At 73.1% G+C, this 21,147-nt stretch carries 23 protein-coding genes; 12 read left to right on the plus strand and 11 right to left on the minus strand.

From position 1 onward, the window contains the following. Window positions 1-8: 8 nt before the first annotated feature. Together ACWCQS_RS16350 and ACWCQS_RS16355 are read right to left on the minus strand one after the other, a co-directional pair. Window positions 9-812 (minus strand): hypothetical protein, encoded by an 804-nt coding sequence (locus tag ACWCQS_RS16350; RefSeq protein ID WP_451005031.1) that lies wholly within the window; start codon window positions 810-812, stop codon window positions 9-11. 55 nt (window positions 813-867) lie between these two features. Further along, window positions 868-1,500 (minus strand): RNA polymerase sigma factor, encoded by a 633-nt coding sequence (locus tag ACWCQS_RS16355; RefSeq protein WP_451005032.1) that lies wholly within the window; start codon window positions 1,498-1,500, stop codon window positions 868-870. Window positions 1,501-1,906: 406 nt separating this feature from the next. Here ACWCQS_RS16355 and ACWCQS_RS16360 point away from each other — a divergent pair, with 406 nt between their 5' ends. The 4 genes from ACWCQS_RS16360 to ACWCQS_RS16375 all read left to right on the plus strand — a co-directional run bounded on the left by ACWCQS_RS16360 (window position 1,907) and on the right by ACWCQS_RS16375 (window position 7,810). Continuing rightward, entirely contained in the window at window positions 1,907-2,371 is a 465-nt protein-coding gene (locus tag ACWCQS_RS16360; RefSeq protein ID WP_451005033.1) for a DUF1877 family protein, read from the plus strand. A gap of 98 nt (window positions 2,372-2,469) precedes the next feature. After that, entirely contained in the window at window positions 2,470-3,126 is a 657-nt protein-coding gene (locus ACWCQS_RS16365) for a hypothetical protein (RefSeq protein ID WP_451005034.1), read from the plus strand. A gap of 14 nt (window positions 3,127-3,140) precedes the next feature. Next, window positions 3,141-5,525 carry a bifunctional polysaccharide deacetylase/glycosyltransferase family 2 protein gene (locus ACWCQS_RS16370; protein WP_451005035.1) on the plus strand — a complete coding sequence of 795 codons (2,385 nt, stop codon included), beginning with the start codon at window positions 3,141-3,143 and terminating at the stop codon, window positions 5,523-5,525. Window positions 5,526-5,545: 20 nt separating this feature from the next. After that, a complete protein-coding gene (locus ACWCQS_RS16375) occupies window positions 5,546-7,810 on the plus strand; it encodes a transglycosylase domain-containing protein (protein WP_451005036.1) in 2,265 nt (754 codons plus the stop codon). Window positions 7,811-8,268: 458 nt separating this feature from the next. Here ACWCQS_RS16375 and ACWCQS_RS16380 read toward each other — a convergent pair whose 3' ends face one another. Then, window positions 8,269-8,610 carry a hypothetical protein gene (locus ACWCQS_RS16380; protein ID WP_451005037.1) on the minus strand — a complete coding sequence of 114 codons (342 nt, stop codon included), beginning with the start codon at window positions 8,608-8,610 and terminating at the stop codon, window positions 8,269-8,271. Window positions 8,611-8,761: 151 nt separating this feature from the next. On the opposite strand from ACWCQS_RS16380, the gene ACWCQS_RS16385 reads away from it, so the two are divergent. The 4 genes from ACWCQS_RS16385 (at window position 8,762) to ACWCQS_RS16400 (ending at window position 10,137) form a co-directional block, all read left to right on the plus strand. Then, a complete protein-coding gene (locus tag ACWCQS_RS16385) occupies window positions 8,762-9,019 on the plus strand; it encodes a GntR family transcriptional regulator (RefSeq protein ID WP_451005038.1) in 258 nt (85 codons plus the stop codon). A 290-nt stretch (window positions 9,020-9,309) separates the two neighbouring features. Next, window positions 9,310-9,615 (plus strand): GNAT family N-acetyltransferase, encoded by a 306-nt coding sequence (locus ACWCQS_RS16390; protein WP_451005039.1) that lies wholly within the window; start codon window positions 9,310-9,312, stop codon window positions 9,613-9,615. Continuing rightward, a complete protein-coding gene (locus tag ACWCQS_RS16395; protein WP_451005040.1) occupies window positions 9,579-9,857 on the plus strand; it encodes a hypothetical protein in 279 nt (92 codons plus the stop codon). The genes ACWCQS_RS16390 and ACWCQS_RS16395 overlap by 37 nt, the downstream gene beginning before the upstream one ends. Before the next feature lie 31 nt (window positions 9,858-9,888). Next, window positions 9,889-10,137: a hypothetical protein gene (locus tag ACWCQS_RS16400; protein WP_451005041.1), complete on the plus strand. Its 249-nt coding sequence runs from the start codon at window positions 9,889-9,891 to the stop codon at window positions 10,135-10,137. Here ACWCQS_RS16400 and ACWCQS_RS16405 read toward each other — a convergent pair. Next, on the minus strand, window positions 10,127-11,389 hold the full coding sequence (locus ACWCQS_RS16405) for a S53 family peptidase (RefSeq protein WP_451005042.1): 1,263 nt from the start codon (window positions 11,387-11,389) through the stop codon (window positions 10,127-10,129). The two genes, ACWCQS_RS16400 and ACWCQS_RS16405, sit on opposite strands and share 11 nt — an antisense overlap. 249 nt (window positions 11,390-11,638) lie before the next feature. Between ACWCQS_RS16405 and ACWCQS_RS16410 the strand changes: the two genes are divergently transcribed. Beyond that, window positions 11,639-12,454, plus strand: a complete 816-nt coding sequence (locus ACWCQS_RS16410; RefSeq protein ID WP_451005043.1) for a TrmB family transcriptional regulator — start codon at window positions 11,639-11,641, stop codon at window positions 12,452-12,454. Here the strand turns inward: ACWCQS_RS16410 and ACWCQS_RS16415 are convergent. The 5 genes from ACWCQS_RS16415 to ACWCQS_RS16435 all read right to left on the minus strand — a co-directional run bounded on the left by ACWCQS_RS16415 (window position 12,435) and on the right by ACWCQS_RS16435 (window position 18,085). Then, window positions 12,435-13,790, minus strand: a complete 1,356-nt coding sequence (locus ACWCQS_RS16415) for a sensor histidine kinase (RefSeq protein ID WP_451005044.1) — start codon at window positions 13,788-13,790, stop codon at window positions 12,435-12,437. The two genes, ACWCQS_RS16410 and ACWCQS_RS16415, sit on opposite strands and share 20 nt — an antisense overlap. Window positions 13,791-13,816: 26 nt before the next feature. Beyond that, entirely contained in the window at window positions 13,817-14,482 is a 666-nt protein-coding gene (locus tag ACWCQS_RS16420; RefSeq protein WP_451005045.1) for a response regulator transcription factor, read from the minus strand. Window positions 14,483-15,152: 670 nt separating this feature from the next. Beyond that, window positions 15,153-15,758 carry a phosphatase PAP2 family protein gene (locus ACWCQS_RS16425; protein WP_451005046.1) on the minus strand — a complete coding sequence of 202 codons (606 nt, stop codon included), beginning with the start codon at window positions 15,756-15,758 and terminating at the stop codon, window positions 15,153-15,155. 153 nt (window positions 15,759-15,911) lie between these two features. Next, window positions 15,912-16,694: a polysaccharide deacetylase family protein gene (locus ACWCQS_RS16430; protein ID WP_451005047.1), complete on the minus strand. Its 783-nt coding sequence runs from the start codon at window positions 16,692-16,694 to the stop codon at window positions 15,912-15,914. Then, window positions 16,694-18,085, minus strand: coding sequence for a glycosyltransferase (locus ACWCQS_RS16435; protein WP_451005048.1), 1,392 nt, complete (start codon window positions 18,083-18,085; stop codon window positions 16,694-16,696). Before ACWCQS_RS16435 ends, ACWCQS_RS16430 begins: the two co-directional genes overlap by 1 nt. 130 nt (window positions 18,086-18,215) lie before the next feature. Here ACWCQS_RS16435 and ACWCQS_RS16440 point away from each other — a divergent pair, with 130 nt between their 5' ends. From ACWCQS_RS16440 to ACWCQS_RS16450, 3 genes are all read left to right on the plus strand, one after another. After that, window positions 18,216-18,647: a BlaI/MecI/CopY family transcriptional regulator gene (locus ACWCQS_RS16440; protein ID WP_451005049.1), complete on the plus strand. Its 432-nt coding sequence runs from the start codon at window positions 18,216-18,218 to the stop codon at window positions 18,645-18,647. A gap of 4 nt (window positions 18,648-18,651) precedes the next feature. Continuing rightward, entirely contained in the window at window positions 18,652-19,665 is a 1,014-nt protein-coding gene (locus ACWCQS_RS16445) for a M56 family metallopeptidase (RefSeq protein ID WP_451005050.1), read from the plus strand. Between the two features lie 74 nt (window positions 19,666-19,739). Continuing rightward, on the plus strand, window positions 19,740-20,249 hold the full coding sequence (locus ACWCQS_RS16450; RefSeq protein ID WP_451005051.1) for a DinB family protein: 510 nt from the start codon (window positions 19,740-19,742) through the stop codon (window positions 20,247-20,249). Between the two features lie 70 nt (window positions 20,250-20,319). On the opposite strand, the gene ACWCQS_RS16455 is transcribed toward ACWCQS_RS16450, so the two are convergent. Together ACWCQS_RS16455 and ACWCQS_RS16460 are read right to left on the minus strand one after the other, a co-directional pair. Continuing rightward, window positions 20,320-20,607 (minus strand): SCO5918 family protein, encoded by a 288-nt coding sequence (locus ACWCQS_RS16455; RefSeq protein ID WP_451005052.1) that lies wholly within the window; start codon window positions 20,605-20,607, stop codon window positions 20,320-20,322. Window positions 20,608-20,679: 72 nt separating this feature from the next. Further along, window positions 20,680-21,084, minus strand: coding sequence for a CBS domain-containing protein (locus ACWCQS_RS16460; RefSeq protein ID WP_450981397.1), 405 nt, complete (start codon window positions 21,082-21,084; stop codon window positions 20,680-20,682). Between the last annotated feature and the right edge of the window lie 63 nt (window positions 21,085-21,147).

Raw genomic sequence — 21,147 nt, forward strand, 5'->3', positions numbered from 1 at the left:
GACAGGGCCTAGTGCTTCCCGCCGCTCCGGCCGCTGCCTGCCCGGCCCTTCGCGGCGGAGTCGCCCGTGCCGCCGGAGCTGTTGCCGGATGTCCCGTTGCCCGAGGTGCCGGCCTTGCCCGTCGTGCCCTTGCCGGCGCCCTCGGTGCTTTTGCCGGACTTGCCGGTGCCGGCCTGCTTGCCCGGCTCGGCGGTCGCCCGCGCGAGCTGCTCGGAGCAGTACGCGGCGATCTCGTCCTTGCCGCCGGCGGCCGTGACGAGCCGCTGCCAGGTTCTCGAGTCGAGGGCTTTGCCCCGGGCCCGGACCTGCTCGTAGGCACGGCAGTGGGCCTCGGTGTCCTTCGCGGACGGCGGGCGGTCCGCCGGCCAGGAGCCGGCGGAGGGCGCCGACGACGCCGTGCCGCCCGGCCGCTGCGGGGCGGCCGCCGACGGACGCGCGTGCGGTCCGGAGCCGGTACCGCCCGTCGACGAGCCGGCGGAACCGATGGCCGCGACGGCGACACCACCCAGGGTGAGGCTGGCGAAGACCACGCCGAACGTCATCTTCACCGGGCGCCGGAGCCGCCGCTCCGCGGCCGGCCGCCAGTCGTCCCGCCGCCGGCTGCGAGCGCGGTGCGCGCCCGTGGCGTGCGCGTCCCGGAACGCGGCCACGGCCCGCTGCTCGGCCCGCGGGTCGAGATCGCCGGCGCGCAGGACGGTGGCCAGCGCCGTTTCCAGCGCGGCGGCCTCGGCCGCACCCGGCGCACCGGACACGGCGCCGGGCCGCACACGTCGACGGCCCTGGACTCCGTCGCCGCTCAGCCGTTCACCCATGTCCGTTTTCCGTTCCCGTCCGTTCCTGTCCGGCCGTTTCGTTTCGTTCGGTGTTTCATGTCGACTCCCCCAGCGTCCGGGAAGCCCCATCCGTCACACCCATCTCCGCCTCACCGCCGATGCCGAGCTGGCGCGCGAGGCGTTTCAGGCCTCGGTGGGCCGCTGTGCGCACCGCTCCGGGGCGCTTGCCGAGAACGCGTGCGGCGGCGGGACCGTCGAGGCCGACCACGACCCGCAGGAGCACGGCCTCGGCCTGGTCCCGGGGCAGTGCGCGGACCAGTTCCAGGGCCCGCTCGGTGGACATGGACTCCAGGGCCTGCTCATGGGTGCTGTGCGGACCGGGCAGGTCCAGCACGTCCTGCTCGGTCCCGCCCGCCCGGGGCCGCACCCGCTGGCGGCGCAGATGGTCCAGCGCCCGGTGCCGGGCGATGGTCGCGGTCCAGCCGCGGAAACCGGCGCCGTCGCCCTTGAACCGGCCGAGGTCGCGGGCTATCTCCAGCCAGGCGTCGGCGGCCACGTCCTCGGCGTCGTCGCCGACGATGCCGTGCAGATAGCCGAGCAGACCCGGCTGCACGAACCGGTAGGCGACCGCGAAGGCGGCCTCGTCGCCCTCCTGGGCCCGTGCGACCGCCGCGCCGAGTTCCCCGTCGTACGCCTGCACGCGCCGGGGTTGCCGTACCTGGCCCAAGATTGTCCTCGTTCGCGCCGGTTCATAGCGAGCTCATGCCGTCCACCGCGTCCCTGCCGCACCGACGGCCCCACAGTTACCAGCGCCTGAGCTCACAGAAATGTCACAACGCGCCGGGAGCCCTTCACGCAGCCGCCGGTGACCTGCGGTCGCGGCCGCGTGACGTTTCCCGTGGGCCGTGCGCTGGGGGAGTGCCGGGTGCGGTACCGCGCGGGCCCGGCCGCTCGCCCGCGCCGGTACCGCAGCCCGCCCCCGGACCCCTCTCCGTGTCGTCCCCTACTCCCCCCTGGGCAGCACGGAGAGGGATGGGGCGGCCAGGGCCCCGACCACTGCACAGGGCCCGGCCGCCCCGCGCCCGGCACATCGGTGGCGTGATGCTTCGGCGGCCCCGTGCGCTCCTTGGGGCATGAGCGCGTACCTCCGTCTGCGCGCGGTGCCGTCGCCGGCACTGCGCAACAGCTCGACCTGGCTCGAACGGATCTTCGAGGACGACTCGGAGACCGTCCGCCGCTACCGCGACCAGGAGCGCATCTACGCCGGCGCTTCCCCGCACCACCCCCTCGCCCAGGACCGGCCCCAGAGCCAGGTGGTGCTCGGCGGCCGGCCGGTGTTCCGCGTCGACCGGCACAAACCACCGCTGCTGGTGCTGACGGCGGCCCAGACCCGCCGGGTCTCCGGGTTCCTGGCGATGGCCGACTTCGACGCCCTGTGGCACTTCGCCCGGGACGCACTGCTGCCGCGCTACGGCGGCCCGCGGGCGGAGCCCGAGACCTGGCGTGCGTTCGCGGCGGCGCACCAGGAACTGAAGGCGTTCTACTCGCACACGGCCGAGCGCGGGGACGCGGTGGTGAAGTGGCTGCCCGAGGAGTGAGGAGTGGCTGCTGAGGCGTGAGGTGTAACAGTTCCGGGCCGCCGCGCTCTGTCCATGCGGACGACCATGCCGGTCGGCCAGGACAGGGGACACGACTCGTGCGGTGGACGGACGAAAGCGGCAGAACGTACGGCGAGGAGCCGTACGGCGGTGCGGGGTACGCGTATGCCCCCGGGCACGAGGGCGACGGCGCCCACACCGACACGGCCACGCTGCCCTGGGCCGCCGCGCACCAGGCGCCGTCCGACCCGTACCCCGTGCCTTTCGTGCCGGAACCGGACTGGGGGACCGCACCGGCCTGGGAGACGGAGCCGGACCGGGACACGGCACCGGACTCACCGGCGAGCGAGCCGGTGCGGCCCGTCTTCGTGGACGCCTCGGGGCGCCGCCAGCGCCACGTGCTGCGCGCCGCCCGGCTGCTGATGATCCCCGCCGGCGGCTATGTCGTGCTGCTGGTCAGCACCCTGCTGGGCGGCCCGAGCGTCAGCGCCCCGTTCGTCCCGCAGCCGGACGCCACGCACCCGGCCACCGCCCGAGTGACCAGCTCCGACGCCCCCTCCGGCACCGGCCGCGCGGCGGAGCACGCGAACCCCGGACCCACGACGCACAGGACGGCGTCCGGCCGGACGGCGGCCCAGGCCGCCCCCGCGACCGGGCCCGCCGCGGCGCCGACCAGGGCCACCTCCGCCATCCCGGCCCGCCCCCGCACCTCGAAGGGCCGCGCCCTCGGCTCGTCCCACAAGCCCGTGAAGTGATCCAAGGCCCTGACGTGACAGACCGACGGCACCGCACCGCCCCCTCCCGCCGCAAGACCCCCGTCCGCCGCCGCGACCGCACCGGCCAGATCACACCGCGCACCCACTGGCTCCTGCTGAGCGTGCTCGGGGTGACCCTGTCGACGGCCCTCCTGCTGCAGGGCTACACCCACCACATGTTCGGGATCAGCCAGGACGACGTGACCGGTGCCCGCGGCCGGAGCGACACCGTGCCCGGCCGGGTGGTCCACGGCGGCCCGGTGATCGCGAACGCCGCCTCCTCCGCGCAGGCCGTCCAGGTGAAGGACCGCACCATCGCCCTCACCTTCGACGACGGCCCCGACCCCGTCTGGACGCCGCGCATCCTCGACGTACTGCGCCGCGACCATGTGCACGCGACCTTCTTCGTCGTCGGCACCGAGGTCGTGGACCACCCGGAGCTGGTCCGCCGGATGATCGCCGACGGCCACCAGATCGGCATCCACACCTTCACCCACCCCGATCTGTCCCGCCTCGCCCCGTGGCAGCGCTCCCTGGAACTGCGCGAGACACAGCTCGCGGTGGCCGGCGCGGCCGGGGTCACCACCGCGCTGCTGAGACCGCCGTACTCCTCGGAGAGCGCCGCACTGGACGACGCCGACTGGTCCGTCCTGAAGCAGGCCGACCAGGCGGGCTATGTCACGGTGCTCACCACCCAGGACGCCGAGGACTGGCAGCGCCCCGGCACCGCCCGCATCCTCGCGAACGCGACCCCGCACGGCCACGCCGGGCAGATTGTGCTGATGCACGACGGCGGCGGTGACCGCTCCCAGACCGTCGCCGCCCTGAACGCCCTGATCCCGCGGCTCAGGGCACACGGCTTCCGGTTCACGACGGTCGGCGCGGCGGTCGGCATGGCCGGTCCCGTCCAGCGCGCCGGCCTTGGCGACCACCTCCAGGGCATGGCCCTCATCGCGGTGCTGCGGACCGGCGGCTGGATCGTATGGCTGCTCGGCGCGCTGATGACCGCGGCCGGAGTGATCAGCGTGCTGCGCGCGGCGGTCGTGCTGATCGCGGCCCGTCGGCACCGAAAGCTGCGGACGGGGCGCCGGGGCCGCTCCTGGGGGCCGCCGGTGACCGAGCCGGTCAGTGTCATCGTGCCCGCGTACAACGAGAGCGCGGGGATCGAGGCGGCCGTGCGTTCCCTGATCTCCTCGGACCATCCGGTGGAGGTCATCGTGGTGGACGACGGTTCCTCCGACGGCACCGCGGACCTGGTGGAGTCGCTCCGGCTGCCCGGGGTGCGGGTGATCCGCCAGGAGAACGCGGGCAAACCGGCCGCGCTCAACACCGGTCTCGCCGCCGCCTCCTGCGAGCTGGTGGTCATGGTCGACGGCGACACGGTCTTCGAACCCGACGCCGTCCGCACCATCGTGCAGCCCTTCGCCGACCCTCGAGTGGGTGCCGTCTCGGGCAACGCCAAGGTCGTCAACCGCGGTGGCATGCTGGGCCGTTGGCAGCACATCGAGTACGTGGTCGGCTTCAATCTCGACCGCCGGCTGTTCGACCTCGCCGAGTGCATGCCGACCGTGCCCGGAGCGGTCGGCGCCTTCCGCCGCCGGGCGCTGCTCGCCCTCGGCGGCGTCAGCGACGCCACCCTCGCCGAGGACACCGACCTCACCATGGCGCTGTGCCGCGACGGCTGGCGCGTGGTGTACGAGGAGGGCGCGGTGGCCTGGACCGAGGCGCCCGCGTCCCTGAACGCCCTGTGGCGGCAGCGGTACCGCTGGTGCTACGGCACCCTGCAGGCGATGTGGAAGCACCGCGGCGCGCTGGTGCAGCGCGGCGCCGCCGGCAAACTGGGCCGCCGGGGCCTGCTCTATCTCCTGCTCTTCCAGGTGCTGCTGCCCCTGCTCGCGCCGGCCGTGGACATCTTCGCCCTGTACGGCCTGGTCTTCCTCGACCCGCTGCGGATCGCCGGCCTGTGGCTGGCCTTCCTGCTGCTGCAACTCGGCATGGGCCTGTACGCCTTCCGCCTGGACGGCGAACGCCCCGGCCCGCTGTGGAGCCTGCCGCTGCAGCAGTTCGTCTACCGGCAGCTGATGTACCTGGTGGTGATCCAGTCCGTCTTCACCGCCGTGTCCGGCTCCCGCCTGCGCTGGCAGCGCATGGAGCGCTACGGCAGCCTGGTGTCGGCCCCGGCGGCCACCGGTCCGTCCGGGGAAGACCGCACCGCCGCCCTTGAGCAGCCGGACCCGTACGGGGCCGTCCCCGGTCCCGGAACGTACGCGGCCGTCCCGCAGCCCGCACCCTACGGCTCCCTCCCACAGCCGGAGCCGTACGGGGGCCCTGCCCGGCCCGCGCCCCAGGCCGGCCACCGGCAGCAGCCCGTCCCCCACGACACCACCCAGTGGTCCTGAAAGGAAAGTGATCCGAGCCCATGAGCGGAACCCGGCGCCGACAGCCGCAGCGCAGCAGCTCCGGCAGCCGTGCGGCGGTCGGCCGCGGCAGGCGGCGCCGTAGCGGCGTGCAGAAACGTTGGATCGACTACCCCAGGGCGGGCCGCACGGGCCCGCGCCGCTGGCTGCCGTCGTGGCGCCAGGTGCTCGCGTCGTTCCTGCTCTGCGTCGGCGCAGTGGCCGCGGCCGTCGGGTACGCCTACGCCACGATCACCATCCCCGACCCGAATCCCAAGGCGCTGCTCCAGAACAACGTCTACTACTGGTCCGACGGCACCGTCCTGGCGACCGACGGCAGCGTCAACCGGGAGAACGTCACCCTGGCGCAGGTCCCCGCCGATGTGCAGGGGGACTTCATCGCCGCCGAGAACGCCTCCTTCTACACCGACCCGGGCATCGACCCGCAGGGCATCGCGCGCGCCGTCGTGCACATGGCAGAGGGCGGCTCCGTCCAGTCCGGCTCGACGATCACCCAGCAGTTCGTCAAGAACACCTACCTCGACCAGTCGCAGACGCTCTCCCGCAAGTTCAAGGAACTGCTGATCTCAGCCAAGATCGGCGCGAGCATGAGCAAGCAGCAGATTCTCCAGGGCTATCTGAACACCTGCTACTTCGGCCGCCAGGCCAACGGCATCCAGGCCGCCGCCCGCGTGTACTACGGCCTCCCGGTCGAGAAGCTGAACGTGAGCCAGGGCGCGTTCCTCGCCGCCGCGGTCAACGAGCCGAGCCTCTTCCAGTACGCCGACGCCGATCCCCGGGCCCGGGCCCGGGCGCAGGCCCGCTGGTCCTGGGTGCTCGACCGGATGGTCACGACGGGCAAGCTGACGCAGGAGCAGCGCGCCCGCATCGCGGCGGCCGGCTTCCCGACGCCCAGGAAGTGGGCCCCCGGGTCCGGGCTCACCGGCCAGACCGGCTATCTGGTCCAGCTGGCCCGCTCGTACGCCCAGGCCCACGACCCCTCCATCACCGACAGCGCCCTGAGCCGGGGCGGTTACCAGATCCACACCACCTTCGACCGCAAGCGGACGGCGGAACTGGCCAAGGCCGTGGCGAAGGTGCGCGCGGAGCGCCTCGACCCCGCCCACCGGGCCGCCGACCGCGATGTCCAGGTCGGCGCCGCCTCGGTGGACCCGGCGACCGGCCGGATCCTGGCCGTCTACGGCGGCCCCGGCTACCAGCAGGCCCACTACTCGGACAACGCCGACACCTCCGGAGTCCCGGTGGGGTCGACCTTCAAACCGCTCGTCCTCGCCTCCGCGCTTCAGTACGGGGCCGTCCTGAAACCGGGCACGCCTCCGGCGCCGATCACCCCGGCCAGCAAGTTCGACGGCGACGACGGCATCCAGATCAAGGACCAGCAGGGCAACTACGTCACCGACGACAAGGACCCCACCGGCCTCCTCCACCAGCACAACGACACCACGCACCGCTGGGGGTACATCTCCCTGCGCACGGCGATGGAGCAGTCGGTCAACACGCCGTACGTGCAGTTGGGCGAGGACGTCGGCTACGCCGACGTGGCCCGTACGGCGAAGACCGTGGGCCTGCGCCCGGAGAGCCTCGCCGCGCCCAGCGCCGGCTTCTACATCGGCACCTCCACCCCGAGCGCCATCCGCATGGCGGGCGCCTACGCGACCTTCGCCGCCTCCGGGATGCAGGCCACGCCGTACTCGGTGACCAAGGTGACCCACGACGGCGCGGCCCTCCCCGGCTTCACGACCCCCACCCCCGTACGGGCCCTGCCCGCACCGGTCGCCGACAACGTGACCGACGTCCTCAGGGGCGTCATCGCCCGGGGCACCGGCACCAGGGCCCAGGCCCTCGGCCGTACGGCGGCGGGCAAGACCGGCACCACCGACGACTACCGCTCGGCCTGGTTCATCGGCTACACCCGCCAACTGGCCACGTCGGTCGTCCTCTTCAAGGAGGACCCGGCCCACCCCCAGCTCCAGTCCCTGGCCGGCGTCGGCGGCCTGCAGAAGGTGTTCGGCGGAGACATCCCGACCGAGATCTGGACCCGCTACATGCACGACGCCCTCTCCGGCCTCCCCGACCTCCCCTTCCCCACCCCGGCCCCCCTGGGCCGCGGCACCGACGAGCCCGGCGTCCCCTCTCCCTCCCCCAAGCCCACGCACTCCCCGGCCAAGCACACCGGCACCCCGGGCAAGCGAAGGCCCGGCGCCACGACCCCCGGTCCGGGCGCCCCCTTGCCCGGGACCAAGTGCCATGCGCACAAGTGCCGTTGACTTCGGCGACAGGTCAGCGCCCCGGGTCCTTCGCGTGCGCATCTGTGGCTCAGTTCCGTGCAGTGCGGCAGCGAGGGCAGCGGCACGGCGGCCAGGCGAACGAGTCCGCGAGGCGTTCCGGATCCGGGTTGGCCGTGACCGTAAGTCGTCTGGACTGTGCGAGGCGCTTGCCGTCGGGGGTGAGTCGGTAGATGTGGATCGTCAGGCGGGATTCCCCGGGCTGGGGTGGGCTTCCGGCGTTCACCGCGCGCCTCCTGCAATCGGCGCGTGGCAGGCGCAGGGGCAGCGACGAATTAGCAGCAGGCCCACGCTGCCGGGCAGCGGTACGTTCGCCGTCTGACGGCAGGCGCCGTGCAGGTCCTCGTAGCCGGGTAGGAGGGCGAGCGCGCACTCGGCCGACGGCCACGACGTGTCCGTGCTGCTCCCCGTCCCCTGTGGCCGCTTCACGGTTGCGCCCATCACGCCACCGCCTCGGCGCCGACCGCATGCCGGTCGAGGTCGATACCGAAGTCGGCCGCGAGGACCAGGGCCAGCCGCCGCCGACTCTGCCGTGCCGACTCGCGCTCGCTTTCGAGAAGGTACGGTCGGACGACCGCGTTCGCACTGCCGTCGAGCGGCGTGTCCAGTCCGTATGGGGAGCGGTGGGCCGGCGGCCATGGTGCGGCGGCACGGGCTGCCCGGGGCCTGTATGCGGGGACCGGTACGGCAGCGTGGCGGGTCTCAGTGCGGCGCCTGCCGGTGCCGGGGACGAACACGCCCAGTGCCCACCGCAGTAACGCGTGGATAATGCTCACCGTCATCAACTCCCTTGAAGTTGGTGGCCATGCCCCGGGAGGTCGCACAACCTCGCCGGGGCGCTTGTTTTCCCGCAGCCTAGAGGAGGTGTACTACCCCCGTCTATCCTCTGGGGTAGCTATGGCAGGTACACGCTCGCCGCCTAGTGTCTCGATCATGAGCATTGACCGGGAAGGGCCAGTCCCGCCGTACCGCCAGATTGCCGAGATCCTGCGCGCCCGTATCGAGAACGGCAGCATCCCGCCCGGTCGCCGCATCCCAAGCCTTGTGGCACTGGAAGCCGAATTCGCCGTAGCGCGTGACACCTTGCGCAAGGCCGTGAAGGTGTTGAAGGACGAGGGGCTCGTGGAGACCGTGACGGGGATGGGCGTGTACGTGGTCGACAAGCACTCCCGAGGAGGCCCCGCAACGTGACGGGCGTGCGGGAGCGATTGGCAGATCTGGGCCACCAGCGCCCGCAGTGAGACCTGGTCGGAGCCGTCGGGGTGGCCCAAAACGGCCAATCGCCGGCCTGGCCTGACGGCTCGGCGCCCCGGCGAACGGCGGCGGGGGCGCTTCCCGGTGGTGTCCGCATCCCGTCTTCGCCCACGACGACGGTGAGGTGCGGCACTGTGTGTGGTGTGCAACTCGGTGTCACCCACCGCGCATCCTTCGGGCTTCAAAACCGTGTGCGAGCGACTGGGACAGGTCCTTACCCTCCGGTCATGGATCTCCGGGAAGAACTTCCGAGCGACAGAGAGTCTGTGCGGGACATCCACCTGCGGGCCTTCGGTGACCACGGCCTTGTCGTGGCCGACCTGGTCGACACCCTGCGGGGCACGATCGCGCCCGCGGACGGACTCTCACTGGTCGCTGAGCTCGACGGGCAGATCGTCGGACACATCATGTTCACCCGCAGTCTGCTCGATGCCCCTCGGCGACTGGTTGAGGTGCATGTACTCAGCCCGTTGGCCGTCATGCCCGAGCATCACAAGTGCGGTATCGGCTCGGCCCTGGTCCGAGACGGCTGAAGACCCTCGCTGAGCGGGCCGTCCCCCTGGTCTTCCTGGAGGGCGATCCGGGCTACTACTCCCGCTTCGGCTTCGCGCCCGGTGACGACCAGGGCTTCCGAAAACCATCCCTGCGCATTCCTGATGGCGCCTTCCAGGCCCTCAGACTCCCGGAGTACGAGCCATGGATGACAGGGACACTGGTCTACGCAGAGCCGTTCTGGCGGCACGACGCAGTCGGCCTCCGCGACCCCAGCGCATAGTGCCCGCGAGAACCTCTACCCCTGTCGTGACGTGACGCGCCGTGCGGATGCTGGTCCGGACGGCGATGTCGCCAGGCTGGACATCAACACCCAGTCGGTGAAGGCGGGTGCGCGGCTCGGAGTGAAGCAGACACTCGTGCTCGGCGTGGGCAAGCCGACGTGGCGCGAGCGTCATCACGGTCACCTGCCCTGGCCGAAGGGGGGCGCCGCACAGCACTTCGCCCCGCCGGGCAACCGGCGGGGCGAAGGAGAACGATTGCGCTGGACTTCTACTTGGTGAAGGCTGCCACGCCGTTCGGGGTGCCGAGGCCCGTCGGGCCGTCGTAGCCCTTGCCCGCCTTGCACAGGTAGGTGCCGCAGGATCCGTTGGCGCCGTCGGTGACGTCGTTCAGCTTGTCCGGGTGGGCGTAGGGGTAGGACGCCGGGACGTCACCGGAGCCCGGGGTGCCCGCGAGGGCGTAGACGCCGGCGATGAACGGCGCGGAGGCGCTGGTGCCGCCGTACACGTTCCAGCCGCTCGCCTGGTAGGTGTCGTAGACGGCGAGACCGGTGGCCGGGTCGGCGACGGCCGCGACGTCGGCGACGGCGCGCTTGGCGCAGCCGGTGTCCTTCTGCCAGGACGGCTTGGCGTCGTACTGCGAGCAGCCCGAGCCCGCTCCGTCGCCGCCGGCGGAGGCGCCCCACACGGACTCGGACCAGCCGCGGGTGCTGCTGTCCTTCTTGAGCGAGGTGCCGCCGACGGCCGTCACGTACTGCGAGGCGGCCGGGTACTCGGTGCCGTAGCCGCTGTCGCCGGAGCTGACGGTGATGGCGACGCCGGGGTGCTTGAAGTACTGGTCGTCGGCCTTGGTGTCGGCGGCCTCCTCACCGCCGCCGTAGCTGTTGGAAACGTACTTGGCGCCCTGCTTGACCGCCTGGTTCACGGCCGCGCCGAGGTCGTCCATGCTGGCCGACTTGGCCTCGACGAGCAGGATCTTGCACTGCGGGCAGGCCGCGCTGACCATGTCGACGTCGAGGGAGATCTCACCGGCCCAACCCGAGTCGGGCGCCGGGTAGTTGGTGCCGCCGTCCTGGTCGGTCTTCTTGAAGCAGCCGTTGCTCGTGCTGCACTCCGGCAGGCCGTACTGGGAGCGGTAGGCGGCCAGGTCCTTCTCGGCGTTCGGGTCGTCGTTGGCGTCGACGATCGCGACCGTGGCGCCCTTGCCGCCGTCCTTGGGCAGGTTGTAGGCGGCCTGGAGGTCGGCCGGTCCGAAGCCCTTGGGGGTGTCGTGGCGGCCCAGGGACTTCTGCGGGGTGAGGTCGGTGCGGACGACCGCCTGGCAGGCCATGTAGCCGGGCCTGGTGGGCTGTGAACACAGCGAGCGGGTGTGCACCGTGGAGGTCGTGGTGGCCGCGGGCGATGCGGCGGTGGTGGTCGTGGCGAAGGCCGCCGACTGGGTGGCGACGGCCAGGCCGCCGGTGATCAGAGCTGCTGCAGACAGGAGCGCGGGCGCGCCGCGGCGTATCGGGTTCCTTCTGCGATGAGACTGCAATGAACTGCCCTCCGTGGGGGGATGGGTGGCTCCACGACGGCGGCCGGAGGTGGCGGTGTTATCAGGTTCATGACAACCGCTTTCCGTTGGGGGTGGCCGGGTGGAGTCGATTCGGGCATCCTGCTGATGCTGCCACCCTGGTCAGTGGTGGCTACTGATGAGGCTATGGACACTTTGCTGAAGAGAACAGAGCCAGTTGGTAAAATTCTTGGCCTCAACTCTCGGCGTTGCCCGGTACGTTGTGCAGCCATGGAGCTTGAAGACGGAACCATCAACGACCTGATGTCGCTGGGCCTGGCCCGGTACGAGGCACGGGTCTACCTGACCCTCATCAGGCGTGGTTCTTACACGGCCGCCGAGGTGGCCCGGGAGGCCGACGTACCGCGCCAACGCGTGTACGACGTGCTGGACACCCTCGTACGGCGGCAGCTGGCGACCACCCACCCCGGCCGGGTGGCCACGTACTCCGCCGTCACGCCCGAGCTGGCCCTCGCCCGTCTGATGGCCGCGCAGCGGGAGACGATCGACCGACTGGACCGGGTCTCCCAGGACTTGGCCGGCATCCTCCAGCCCCTGTGGTCCCAGGGCCGGGAGCACACCGATCCGCTGGACTACATCGAGATCCTGCGCGACCCGAAGGCGATCGCCGAACGCTTCGCCGACATCCAGCGGCAGGCACGGCACGAACTGCTCACCTTCTGCAAACCGCCGTTCGTCGCCCCCACCGAGAACACGGACGGCCTGGCGGTGGTCGACCGGCTCCACCACTCGGGCGGCACGGTCCGCGCGATCTACCTCGACGACGCGCTGAACGACCCCGAGCAGGTGGAACACGTACGGCGCTTCGCTGCGGCGGGCGAGGAGGCCCGCTTCGCCCCCGAACTCCCGCTGAAACTCGTTATCGCCGACGCTTCCCTCGTCCTGTGCGACATGCCCGACCCGGTGGCCGGCGCCGACTCCACCACCACCCTCTTCATCGAGCACCCGGCCCTCGCGGCCTGCCTGCGCCTGGCTTTCCACACGGTGTGGACGAACGCCACACCCGTCACCCGGCGGGCAGGCTGACCGTGAACCTCGCCCCGGGCAGGGGTCCGGGGGCGTACGACACCTCGCCCCCGACGGCCCGGGCCAGGCGTCGGGCCAGCGGCAGCCCCAGGCCCGCGCCGTCGTGGCCGTCGCCGGAGTCGGCGCGTCGGCCGGGCTGGAACAGCTCGGCCACGAACGCCTCCGGCACGCCGGGACCGTCGTCGGCGACGTCGATCCGCACGACGCCGGGCACGCGCACCGCGGACACGGTCACCCGGGAGCGGGCGTAGCGGGCGGCGTTGGCGAGCAGGGGACTGAGGATGCGTTCGAGGAGCGCGGGGGCGACTCCTGCCTCCAGCACCGGTGCTTCCGCCTCGACCGCCGTCTTCACCCGGTCCGGCGTGTCGAGGTGCTGGAGCAGCCGGTCCAGGACGGGCACGACATCGGTCGTCCCCGGGGTCGTCGCCGGGTTCAGCGCGTTCTCGCGGGCGTCGTTCAGCAGCGTGTCGCAGATCGTGCGCATGGACTGGGCGGCCTCGTAGATCACTTCCTGCGCGGCACGGGTCTCGGCGTCCGTGCGGGGGCGGCCCCGCCACCAGTCGAGCTCCATGATGATCCGGGTGAGCGGGGTGCGCAGTTCGTGGGACAGCTCTCCCGTCAGCTGCTGTTCATGGCGCAGCACGGTGCGGGTGCGGTCCAGGAGCTGGTCCAGCGACGCGCCGAGGCGGGCGAGTTCGGCCGGGTGGTCCGCCGTGCCGAAGCGCTCGTCGGAGCCGATGGCGCTCCACTGGGTGGCCTGGTCGGTCATCGTCCGCACCGGGCGCAGGGCCCGGCTGACGGAGAGCCGGGTGAGGACGTAGGTGCAGCCGAGCATCACGGCGTCGAGGATCAGTGATCCCAGCAGCAGGGTGTCGGCCGAGCCGCGGTACGGAGCGAGATCCAGGGCGGTGACGACGGTGGCCGGGGAATGCCGGCCGGGGAGGGGCTGGGAGCACAGCCTGATGGGCGGGTGGCCGTGGGTGTGGACGGTCGCGCAGGCGTGCCCGGGCCGCTCGGCCAGCCGGTGGGCGGCCCGGGTCAGCGGGCTGCCGGCCCTGGCGGACGGCGGCTTCTCCAGTAGGCGGGGTCCGGCGTAGATCCACACGTTCGCGTCGAGGAGGCGGTCGTTGACGGTGTCCAGGACGCGTACCCGGGGGGCGTTCGTGTCGACGGTCGTGGCCACCGCCGCCGCGCGGTTGCGCAGTTCGTCGTCGGCCTGGTGCTGCAGGTGCCGGTCCATGACGGCGTTGAACACCACCGTCAGGATCGTCATCAGCAGGGCGGTGGCGGTCAGCGCCGCGAGCGAGAGCCGGCCGCGCAGGGTGCGGGGGGCCATACGGCGGAGGTGACGGAAGGCACGGTTCATGACAGACGGTGTCCGATCCCCCGCGCCGTACCGAGGGTGAGGCCGCTGCCCGCCTCGCGCAGCTTGCGGCGCAGTCGGCTCAGGTACTGGTCGAGGGTGTTGTCGCTGACCTGCGCCCCCTCGGGCCAGCCGGCCCGCACCAGGTCGCGGCGGCGCACGAGGGCCCCGTCGGCGGCGACGAGCGTGGCCAGCAGCCGGAACTCGGTCGGGGACAGGGCGGTGCGGGCACCGTGCACGGTCATGCTGTGGTGCACCGCGTCCAGGACCAGATCCCCGGCGGTGGCCACCGGCGCCGTCGCGGCGGTCCGTCTGAGGGCGGCTCTCAGCCTGGCGGCGAGTTCCGCGAGGTGGAAGGGCTTGGGCAGGTAGTCGTCCCCGCCGGCGGAGAAGCCGGACAGCCGGTCCGTGAGGTGGTGCCGGGCGGTCAGGAAGATCACGGGGGCGAGGAAGCCGTTGGCCCGCAGCGCCTGGCACACGTCCCGGCCGTCCGCGTCGGGCAGGCCGACGTCGAGGACGGCCGCTGCGATGTCGGCGGTGGCCAGCCGCAGGGCGGTGGCGCCGTCGGCGGCCAGGACCGGCTCGAAGTCCTCGTCGTACAGGCCCCGGCGCAGTACGTCCCGCAGGGCGTGATCGTCCTCGACGACAAGGATCTTGAGGCGCATGATGCTCCAGAAGCCTTCCGGTCGGAGTCGTACGTGTCAGGTCCGCTGCGGCGGCCGCCGGGCCGCCGCGGGGCCGTCCGGGCCGATGCGCCAGCCGCTGGGCCATCCATCGTCGGCGGACCGCCTGTCGTCCATCATCGGCGGACTGCCTGCCGTCCTCGTCGGTGGACCGCCTGCCATCCATCGTCGGTCGACTGCCGCCGTCCGACATCGGCGACCGCCTGCCGTCCGGGGTGACGCACCAGCCACCGGGCCGTCCGGGCCGCTGCGGCAGCCACCGGGCCGTCCGTCGTCGGCGGACAGCCGCTGTCCGACATCGGCGACCGCCTGCCGTCCGGGGTGACGCACCAGCCACCGGGCCGTCCGGGCCGCTGCGGCGGCCGCCGGGCCTTCCGTCGTCGGCGGACAGCCGCTGTCCGACACCGGCGACCGCCTGCCGTCCGGGGTGACGCACCAGCCACCGGGCCGTCCGGGCCGCTGCGGCAGCCACCGGGCCGTCCGGGACGCTGCGGCAGCAGTGGGTCCGCCCGTCATCGGCGGACCGCCTGCCGTCCGACATCGGCGGACCGCTCACCGGCCGACGGCGCACCAGCGCACCACCCACCGGCGGCGCGCCCCGCGCACCGCAGGCGCCCGGCGCGCCACCGGCCACCGGCGCCGGCGTCACGGCTCATGGGGTCACCAGAAGGGCGCCCAGGCGTCTGGCGGTGAGCCATCGTGCCAGGGTTCCCGCCTGCCGTCGCGCCGCGGACATCGCCCCGAAGGCCACCAGCGCGCCGACGACGAGGCCGGCCAGGACGTCGTGCGGATAGTGTGCGCCGACCCACACCCGGGAGACTCCCATCGCCAGTGCGGCCACGACGGCGACCGCTCCCAGACGGCGCGAGACGAACACCAGGGCCACGGCAGCGGCGGCGGCGATGGCAGCGTGGTTGCTGGGGAAGGACCAGTCGCCCGGCGCCGGACACGCCTCCAGCGTCCGAACGTGCAGGCTCTGGCACGGCCGGTCCTCCCGCACCGCCAGCTTCAGCACGGCGTCCACGCCGTACGCCAGGACCACGACCACCGGGACCACCAGCGCGGTCACCGCGGCGGCGGCACCGGCGTGCCGGGCCCGCCACCAGCCGAGGGCCGCCAGTACGGCGAACACCGCGAGCCCGTACGTCGACCAGGCCGAGACCGTGTCGTCCAGCCAGCCGGGAGAGTGCTGCGCGAGACGCACCACGTCCGAGTAGACGGAGCCGTCGACGGAGGACCCGTCGACGGCCAGGATCACTGGTTCCCTCCCGTCGCGTCAGCGCCCCGGAAGAACACGTGGAGGGCGGGCTGGGGGGCCGGCTGCGGCGGATGGGTCATGGGTGGGGGGCCTTCCTGCGCACCGGGCGAGGGTGAACGCCCGGCAACAGCTGACTACAGCGAAGTAGACGGTCTACGGAACTGTAGACGAACGGCGCCCGGGGAACGTTCCCGGGTGACGCGCACCACGCGAAGGCCATCCGTGGTCACGCAGCCGCCCGACCTCGAAGCCCCGCTCCGCGCAGGTGTCGAGGATGCGGGGCAGGGCGCCGAGGGCCGAGTGCCAGGCGCCCGGGGCGGAGGTGCAGTCGGAGTCGTGCAGCAGGATCGTTCCGCCGCCGTCCAGATCGCGGGTGACGGTGCGGTGGACGGACTCCGCGGTGGCCCGCGCCGTCCAGTCCTCCCCCCAGCAGGTCCACAGGACGGGCGTGAGGCCGAGCCGGTGCGCCGCCAGATGGGCGCCGGCCGACATGACGCCGTACGGCGGCCGGAACAGCGTGGGCTGCCGCCCGGTGATCGCGGCGACGGTGTCGCGGGCGCGGGCGAAGTCGTCGTAGGTGGCGCGCGGGCCGCGCAGGAGCAGCGGGCGGTGCAGCCAGCCGTGAATGCCGATCTCATGGCCGGCCGCGGCGATCTCGCGCACCAGACCCGGTGAACGGCGCGCCTGCACCCCGAGCAGGAAGAAGGTGGCGTGCACCTCGCGCGCGGCGAGCCGGCGCAGGAAGTGCGGGGTGGAGACGGGGTCGGGTCCGTCGTCGAAGGTCAGGGCGACGTGGTCCGGGCGGCCGCGGCCCGAGAGGCGGGGCAGGGCGCGGTTGCGCAGGGGCCCGAACGTGGAGACGACGGGCGCGGCGTGCGTGGCGAGCACGGGCAGGGCGGCCAGGGCGGCCGTGCGCAGGGTACGGGCGGCGGTCATCAGTGGTTCCCTTCCGGCTGGGGGGCGTACTGCGGGGCGCGGTCGTCCAGATCGAGCCCGTGGCTGATCGCGCGCGCCAGCCCGGGGCCCTCGTACGCCGTCGCGATCCCCGTGCCGACGGCGCACGCCCACACGGCGCACGCTACGGCGACCGTGGCGGCGAGGCGCCCCGGAGGGGTGCGCCTGCGGCGGGAGGGGGGCCGGTGGCCGGGCCCCGACAGCCCGGCCGCCTGGTGCACCCGTGCTATCTCGGCCGCCGGGCCCTGGTCCGGCGCCGCGGCGAACAGGGCGAGGCCCGTCTCGCGCTGGAGCTTTCCTCGCGGGCCGTCGATCAGGTCCTGCAGTACGGCCTTGAGGTCGGCCGGCTCGCGGATCCACGCCGCGGCGCCGGCCTCGTCCAGGGCGGCGGCGTTGGTCAGCCCGTGGCCGGGAATGCAGCGGTAGCTGGCGACGGGCAGGCCCGCGGCGAACGCCTCCAGGGAGGTGAGTCCGCCGGCGTTCTGGACGAGGACGTCGGCGGTGCGCATCAGGCCGGGCATGTCGTCCATCCAGCCGTAGACGTGCTCGATGCCGTCGGCGCGCAGCTGCTCGGCCAGGGCCTCGTTCCGGCCGCAGACGACGACCGGTACGGCGGCGCCGCAGTCGCGCACCTCCCGGGCCACCGTGCGGACCGGTCCGACGCCCCAGGAGCCGGCCACCAGCAGGGCGAGCGGGCTGTGCGCCGGCAGCCCGAACCGGGCCCGAGCACGCTCGCGCTCCTGGCTGTCTCCGGGCCTGAACCGGGGATCGGTGACGGGCCCGCACACGCGTACGTCCCGGGCGCCGACGGCACGGGCCTGGGCGCCGGGGACGGCGTGGGCGGCGAGGTGGACGTCCACGCCGTCCGCCACCCACAGCGGATGCACCGAGAAGTCCGTCAGGTAGGTCAGGACCGGGACGGTCAGCCGTCCGGAGCGGCGCAGGTTGCCGAGCACCCGGCTGGCTCCGGGGTAGGTGGACACGACCGCGCCGGTGCCCGGGGCGAGGGCGCGCAGCACCCGGTTCTCGGCGGAGCGCAGCAGGGCGCGCGCCGCCGGGCCGCCGCCTCCGGCGCGCTCGGTGCCGGCGTAGATCCGCTGGTAGGCCCACGGTGCCCGGACGAGCAGCCGGTGGTAGCCCCGCTGGACGGCGCTGCCGAGCCCGGCGGGCAGCAGGTCCAGCAGGTCGTGCCGGTCGACGGTGAAGCCGTCTTCGACGAGGCGGCGGGCGAGTTCGGTGGCGGCGCCGTCATGCCCCGCGCCGACGCTCGCGGAGATGATCGCGACCCGGCGGGAGGGAGCGGCCTCGCCTTGCGGGCGCGGTGCGGCGCCCGCGAGTGCGGGCACGGGGAGAGTGCGTCCGGCATACGGCATGGGCTGGTCCTCCGGGCGTCGGGAGAGCTAGCGGCTCTACAAGATGTAGTAGATGCCTGTCGAAGCCCGGAGCATACCTTCTACAACTGGTAGGAGATGACCGGGTAGCCTGTCCGGACGAAAGGCCAGGATGGGCCGGGGAAGGACGGACGTGAGCGACCCGAACAACCGGGAGAATCCGGGCCGGCGGGCGCGCGGCGAGCTGGAGAACGACGTGCTGGCCGCGCTGTGGTCCGCCGACGGCCCCCTGACCGCGCGCCAGGTCCTGCAGCGGCTGCCCGGCGGCCTGGCGTACACCACGGTCCTGACGATCCTGTCCCGTCTCCACGACAAGGGCATGCTCGTCCGGCACCGGGAGGGCCGCGGATACGCCTACGCGCCGGTCCGGGACGAGGCGTCGCACACCGCCCGGCGCATGCGGTCGCTGCTGGAGGAGGGTTCCGACCGCGAGGCGGTGCTGACCCGCTTCGTGTCCGAACTCTCCACGGAGGACGAGCAGTTGCTGCACCAGCTGCTGGCCGGGCACGAGACACGGGACGAGCGCTCCGACGGGAAGCGGTGAACCGGTGCTGATCAGCGTCTACGTCCCGTTCGTCGTCACGGCCGTGCTCACGCTGCTCGCGCCGCGCCTCGCCCGTCGGCTCACCCCGCGCCCCGCCGCCTGGGCCCTGGCCTGCGCCGCGCTCGTCACGGCGGTCGGCTGGACCGGCTCACTCACGCTGCTCGCCTTCACCGGCATCGCGCAGATTCCCCAGGTCGCGGCCGAGGGCCACTGGTCCGCGAGCGCCCTGCGCGCCGAGGACCCGGTCTACCTCGTCGTCGCGGCCGTCAGCGCGCTCGTCCTGGCCGCGAGCGTCGTCTCACTGGGCGTCGCCACCTTCCGCCAGGTCCGCCAGGTCGTCCGCGTGCGGCGGGAGTGCGCCGCGCTGCCCGGGAGCGCGGAGCTGGCCGTGCTCGACGACGACGCTCCGCTGGCCTTCGCCCTGCCCGGCGTGCCGGCACGGATCGTGGTCTCCCGTGGCATGTTGTGCTGTCTCGGCGATGACGAGCGCGCGGCCCTGCTGGCGCACGAGCGGGCCCATCTGCGCGGCAGACACCACCTCTTCCTGAGCCTGTGGCGGCTCACGTCCGCCCTGAACCCCCTGCTGCGTCCCTTGGCTCACACCGGTGCCTTCGTCCTGGAACGCTGGGCCGACGAGGAGGCCGCCGCCCGAGTCGGCGACCGGGCGGCGGTGGCCCGCGCGGTCGGCCGCGCCGCCCTCGCCTCCGCGGGCGCGTCCCGTCCCGCCCTTGCCGCCACCGGCGGGGAAGTGCCGCAGCGGGTACGGGCCCTGCTGGCGCCGCCGCCCGCCCGGCGGACGTCGCCCTTCCTGGCCGGCGCCCTGTTGCTGACCGTGTGCTGCGCCAGCCTGGCCAACGCCGCCTCCGACAGCGATCGCATGGTCGACAGCGCGATTCGAGCGCAGTGCGCGGCACTTCCGGCCACCACGACCGCACCGCCGGCGGATGCCCACCGGCACGGCCCCGGCTTCTGCTGCGGCCCGCACCACCGCGGCGAGTTCGGCGAACACCGCTCGTAGACCCGCGGCCGTGCTCCGGCGGCCGCGGGGCGCGATACGTTCGACGCCCACGGCACCCACGAGAGGAACCCAGCGTGACCGTCGAACGCATAGGCCCGCCCCTTTTCGGTACGGAGCGCGAGACGCTGCGGGCGTTCCTGGACTTCCACCGGGCGACCCTGGCGATGAAGTGCGAGGGTCTGACGGAGGAACAGCTCAAGGAGCGGTCGAGCCCGCCGTCGACCCTCTCCCTGCTCGCCCTGGTCCGGCACCTGGCCGAGGTCGAACGCGCCTGGTTCCGCCGGGTGTTCGACGACAACGCCGCCCCGATGCTCTGGTCGGACAAGGAGTTCGACTTCCAGGCCGCCTACGACACCACGGGCGCCGGCGCCGAGGAGGCGTTCGCGGTGTGGCAGGCCGAGGTCGAGCACTCGCGTCGTATCGAGCGCGAGGCCGAGTCCCTGGACCTCGCCGGGTACCAGCCGCGCTGGGGCGAGGACGTGTCCCTGCGGATGGTGATGCTCCACATGATCCTGGAGTACGGCCGCCACAACGGCCACGCGGACTTCCTCCGCGAGGGCGTGGACGGCACGGTGGGGGCCTGACTCACTCAAGCAGGCCCAGGTCTGCGACCTGGGCCTGCTTCATGGAGCCGGTGACGGGCAGGTGAGGGCTTCACCAGTCGAGCGCACGCTCGTCGGCTTGCGGGTCCGGGGCCGGCGTGGCCGGGCGCGCGTCGTGGCAGGTGAAGCCGAGCCGGGTCAGGGCCCGCCGCATCTCGATCGTGGTGAAGTCGCGGCGGTCCAGCCGGGTGATCACCTGCCCGACCTGCATCACGGGGTAGACGTGGCGGCCGATGGTCACGGACACGCCGGTGACGGGTTCCGGCGTGATGCCGCTCATCGACTGCTCGACCTCACTCTTGATCAGGTCGAACGGGAATCTGGCGATGACACAGCGCATGGATGCCTCCACAGGGGGGTGGGAAATCACCGGGGGAGTCGACTCGACCGCGCCACGGCGGCTGGACGAAGGTCAGGGCGTGAGGGCGAGGACGCCCAGGGCGTAGCCGTGCTCGTCGATGACGGGGGACACGTCCAGGTTCCGGCCGCGCATGGCGGCTTGCGCCTCGCCGAGCACGGCCATGGACGAGGTGAACGGTCCGCGGTCGAGCGGGATGTCCCGCAGCCGCGTCCCGTCGCGGTACCACGTGCCGCCGCGGTGCGCGGCGAGCTGGGACCGCGTGACCAGACCCGCGCACCGCCCGTCCTCGTCGCGGAGGAGCAGGTGCGGGACGCGGGCGCCGATGAGCACGGACAGCGCCACGTCCACGGCCATGTGGTCGTCCACCTGGGGCCCGGGACCATGCATGGCGTCACGTGCGGTCAGACCGGTGCCTTCGGCGCCGTCGGCCTGTCGTGTTCGGGGTGGAATCGGCATCAGGCGCTTCTCCTCTTCGTCGGGCCGGACGGGCCGGGCGGGCCGGACGACGGCTCCCGGCGA

This window comes from Streptomyces sp. NPDC002076 (assembly GCF_053593835.1).

Coding starts and splice junctions, on each gene's coding strand:
- ACWCQS_RS16455 (WP_451005052.1), bottom strand. CDS start 20,607: ATGCGCTGTGTCATCGCCAGATTCCCGTTCGACCTGATCAAGAGTGAG.
- ACWCQS_RS16410 (WP_451005043.1), top strand. CDS start 11,639: ATGGAGCTTGAAGACGGAACCATCAACGACCTGATGTCGCTGGGCCTG.
- ACWCQS_RS16350 (WP_451005031.1), bottom strand. CDS start 812: ATGGGTGAACGGCTGAGCGGCGACGGAGTCCAGGGCCGTCGACGTGTG.
- ACWCQS_RS16460 (WP_450981397.1), bottom strand. CDS start 21,084: ATGCCGATTCCACCCCGAACACGACAGGCCGACGGCGCCGAAGGCACC.
- ACWCQS_RS16440 (WP_451005049.1), top strand. CDS start 18,216: ATGGGCCGGGGAAGGACGGACGTGAGCGACCCGAACAACCGGGAGAAT.
- ACWCQS_RS16420 (WP_451005045.1), bottom strand. CDS start 14,482: ATGCGCCTCAAGATCCTTGTCGTCGAGGACGATCACGCCCTGCGGGAC.
- ACWCQS_RS16375 (WP_451005036.1), top strand. CDS start 5,546: ATGAGCGGAACCCGGCGCCGACAGCCGCAGCGCAGCAGCTCCGGCAGC.
- ACWCQS_RS16390 (WP_451005039.1), top strand. CDS start 9,310: ATGGATCTCCGGGAAGAACTTCCGAGCGACAGAGAGTCTGTGCGGGAC.
- ACWCQS_RS16360 (WP_451005033.1), top strand. CDS start 1,907: ATGAGCGCGTACCTCCGTCTGCGCGCGGTGCCGTCGCCGGCACTGCGC.
- ACWCQS_RS16430 (WP_451005047.1), bottom strand. CDS start 16,694: ATGACCGCCGCCCGTACCCTGCGCACGGCCGCCCTGGCCGCCCTGCCC.
- ACWCQS_RS16415 (WP_451005044.1), bottom strand. CDS start 13,790: ATGGCCCCCCGCACCCTGCGCGGCCGGCTCTCGCTCGCGGCGCTGACC.
- ACWCQS_RS16380 (WP_451005037.1), bottom strand. CDS start 8,610: ATGACGGTGAGCATTATCCACGCGTTACTGCGGTGGGCACTGGGCGTG.
- ACWCQS_RS16435 (WP_451005048.1), bottom strand. CDS start 18,085: ATGCCGTATGCCGGACGCACTCTCCCCGTGCCCGCACTCGCGGGCGCC.
- ACWCQS_RS16385 (WP_451005038.1), top strand. CDS start 8,762: ATGAGCATTGACCGGGAAGGGCCAGTCCCGCCGTACCGCCAGATTGCC.